This window comes from Paraburkholderia sp. GAS42 (assembly GCF_050436565.1).
Lineage (GTDB): Bacteria > Pseudomonadota > Gammaproteobacteria > Burkholderiales > Burkholderiaceae > Paraburkholderia.
This window is the reverse complement of sequence record NZ_JBNDML010000059.1, coordinates 1-3,394: the sequence shown is the minus strand read 5'-3', so window position 1 is coordinate 3,394 and position 3,394 is coordinate 1. Positions and strand designations below refer to the sequence as shown.

The 3,394-nt window shown below is 60.7% G+C and carries 3 protein-coding genes; all 3 read right to left on the bottom strand.

Annotated features, from left to right (window positions below; all coding sequences use genetic code 11):
- Positions 1 to 93: 93 nt before the first annotated feature.
- Positions 94 to 1,089: a tyrosine-type recombinase/integrase gene (locus tag P3T16_RS34720; RefSeq protein ID WP_429345649.1), complete on the bottom strand. Its 996-nt coding sequence runs from the start codon at positions 1,087 to 1,089 to the stop codon at positions 94 to 96.
- Complete coding sequence (locus P3T16_RS34715; RefSeq protein ID WP_429345648.1) at positions 1,086 to 1,955, bottom strand: tyrosine-type recombinase/integrase; 870 nt, start codon at positions 1,953 to 1,955, stop codon at positions 1,086 to 1,088. Before P3T16_RS34715 ends, P3T16_RS34720 begins: the two co-directional genes overlap by 4 nt.
- Before the next feature lie 74 nt (positions 1,956 to 2,029).
- Positions 2,030 to 3,262: a tyrosine-type recombinase/integrase gene (locus P3T16_RS34710; RefSeq protein ID WP_429345647.1), complete on the bottom strand. Its 1,233-nt coding sequence runs from the start codon at positions 3,260 to 3,262 to the stop codon at positions 2,030 to 2,032.
- Positions 3,263 to 3,394: the final 132 nt, after the last annotated feature.

Here is a 3,394-nt window from a genome sequence, read left to right as displayed (position 1 = left end):
TTATGCCGACTTCCGGATTATGCCGCGTCATGAATCCACAGGCGCAGCAGTTGGGCGGATCCCTGTTCCGGGTCGCTCGGATTGTCGGCATTATTAAAGACCCTCCAGGAAGGCCAGCAAGGGGTCGGGAGGTTTGTAACGCGTCGGCGCAACGCCGCTCGCCGTGGCGTGCGCAAGCGCGCGTTCCTTGAGCCGCATGTCGGCGTGCAGGTAGATCTGAGTCGTCTCCGATGATTCGTGCCCGAGCCAGAGCGCGATCACGGTCAGGTCTACGCCGTGATGCAACAGGCTCATCGCGGCCGCGTGCCGAAGCGTGTGGGGCGTTACTGATTTTTCCTTCAGCGAGGGGCACGAGCGGCACGCGATTACGACATTGCGCGACACAAGCCGCTGAAGTGCATCGGCGCTAAGATGGCCACCGCGCGAACTGGGGAAGACCGGGTCATCGGGTTCGCCAGGTTGATACCGTAGCCATTCTTTCAGCACTGCGATGACGTCCGGTCGTAGCGGAGTGCATCGCATCTTTCTGCCTTTGCCGAGGCAACGGACGTGGGCGCCTGTGCCGAGCACCACATCCTGACGTCTGAGAGAGGTCAATTCGCTGTTGCGCAGACCCGTTTGAACCGCTACAAGAAGCAGCGTTCGGTCGCGGTTCCCGATCCATGTTCGTGGATCAGGTGCCGCTACCAGAGCTGCGGCCTCGCTCTCGGTGAGAAACTCGACGGGACCGTGTTCACAGCGTTTGGTCGGAATTGCAAGGATGCGCTGACACTGCAGGAACAGCGCGGGCTCGCTGACCGCAACGAACCGGAAGAAGGCATGCACAGCGGCGAGGCGCGTGTTGCGTGTCCGCACTGAATTGCCCCTGGCTTGTTCAAGGTGCTGAAGGAATTTCTCGATCAACGACACGTCGAAGTCTTCGATCCGCAGTTCTGACGGCACGCGCCCGATATGCTTCGTGGCGAACGCTAGCAGCAACCGGAACGTGTCGCGGTAACTCGCTACCGTATGCGAACTCAGACCTTGCTGCTCGAGCAGGCGCTGGGTAAAGAAACGCTGGACGAGGGATGGAAGGCCGGCGGCGCTCACGGCCGCTCTCCCGGACAGTTCCTGCCGAGATAGCTTGCCGCAAGCTCAAGCAACTCCGGAACCGCTTCGATGTACCAATACGTAAGACCAACGTTGGCATGCCCGAGGTAGGCGGCAAGTTTCGGCAATTCCCGGCTCACGTCCAATCCGGCGCGATACCATTCGACCAGCCTTCCAGTCGCGAAACTGTGTCGAAAGTCCTGGAGCCGTGGGCCGTAACCATCGCGTCCATCCTCTGTCGCTGGCCGCAGGCCGACGGCACGCGACATTCTGACGAACATGCTTCGGGCAGCGCTGGCCTTCAGCCTCATACCCCGCTCGCCAACCAGAAACGCCTCACTCAACCGCAGAGGGCAGAGTCGGTCGCGACTCTGAGCATAGCGTTCGAGTGCCGCGCGGGTCGACTCTTCTACAGGAACAAAGCGCGATTTGCCGAACTTCGATTCCCGGATAGAGAGTATCCCGCTAACGAGGTCAACGTCGGAACGGTTGAGTCGAAGCGCTTCACCTGGCCTGAGGCCCGTCGCTACGAGAAGCCCGATGAGCGTCGAATAGGTCAGTGCTCGCATGCCTGTGCGCGAGCGTAGCCGCGCAGCCTGGATCATGAGCAGGTTAATTTCCTGTTCCGTGTAAATGTGCGGAGGATTGCGCCGTCGGCGGGCACTGACGAGTCCTGCTGGAGGAATCTGGTTCCGGCTGTCAACGGTGTTCATCCACTTTGCAAACCCTCTTACCTGGGAGAGGCGCCGCCCCCAAGTGGCGCGTTCGACGAGCACGGGCGTCGTCGCCCAGCGCAGAGCCAGATCGGTGGTAATGAACTCGGCACCTTCGTGCTCCAGAAGATCAACGAAATGACCGAGTGCCACGGCAGGTTCATAGAATGACGCCCCGAGAGCCCGGCGGACTGCCACGTACCGAGCAAGGGAGTCACGGATCGCAGTCATATTGCACCTCCCGCCGTGGGCCATGAGCGCGCGACCCCGCGCAGGTCCTCAAACGCGACCTTTGCGTAGATCGCGGTACTGACCTGTGAGCGGTGCCGCAACACCTCGGCGATTTCCGCCATCGACGCACCATGGCGAATCATCGTTGTCGCGAGACCGTGACGAAACAGATGTGCCGCGCCGCGACATGCAGGGCGAAACCCGGCACGAGCGAACGCCAAACGAACAATGTGGCCAATTGCCGCCGGTCCCGCCAGACCAACGCGCGGCGCGCACATGCGAAGGAATATCCGTCGCGATGCGCTCACTCCACGAGCGTCGCGAAGGTACGTTGCGACCGCGTCTCCGACCTCGGAAGGTAGCGGGACATGCTCCACCATTTGCCCCTTGCCATGAACGACAAGTTCCCCCGAGCGCCAGCGGATGTCGCCTAGCTCAAGTGCGACGATCTCTCCGGCACGCAACCCAAGCCGCGCCAACAACAGCAGGACGGCATTGTCGCGGCTCCCGCGTGGAGTGGACCGGTCCGTAGTGGCAATGAGGGCTTCCTCCTGCTCAGGCGTGAGGAATGTTGGCACAGTTGACTGTTGCCACTTGCGAACCGAAGGCACCGACTCATACAGGTCATGCGGCGTGTTTCCACGCAGAAAGAGGAAGTGGCAAAACGAGCGAAGGGCCACCGCCATCAGCCGCGTGTACTCCGCCGATCTGCCTTTGCTGCGCGCAAGAAGGTGGTTTCGGATCGTTACGGCGTCAAATGCATTGGGCAATATACGGCCGTCGCCGGTGTCCTGACTGTTGAGGAAGTCTCGAATGAAGGGCCCGTAGACGAGCACCGAGTTGTTCGCAAGTCCGCGATCCTGTCTCAGATAGTCCAGGTACCGGCAGTAGATACGGCCTAGCGCAGATTGCTTGGCCAATGTCGGCGAGCGCAGGATCGCTGCGTCACGCAGAAAGGCAAGAAACAACCGCAACACGGCGAGCTCGAACTGTACTCGGGCTCTCGGACCGTCGGTCAAGCGCTCCACGAAACTAGCCGTCACCGACTCATCAAGGTCAATCAGGCGGACGTTTCTGCTCTTCATCCACCGAGAGAAGGCAGACAAGACCCTTCGCTTCTTGCGGAGCGTTACTTCGGAATAGTGTGCCGTCCGTAGACGATCGAGAAATACATCAATGTGACGGGCCGGCAGCCCGCCGGATTCGCTGACTGTGCGTGTCGCCTTCATTTGATCTCTCCCGGCCAGCGTGGTAGCCAGCCTGAGAAATCATACGGATTATGCCGACTCAGCAATCACAAAAGGGCATGAGGAAGGCCCTCCGCACCCTTGACGCGACATAATCCGGAAGTCGGCATAACG

Excerpts from the sequence above, each read along its gene's own strand:
- P3T16_RS34710 (WP_429345647.1), bottom strand. The coding sequence starts at position 3,262 with ATGAAGGCGACACGCACAGTCAGCGAATCCGGCGGGCTGCCGGCCCGT.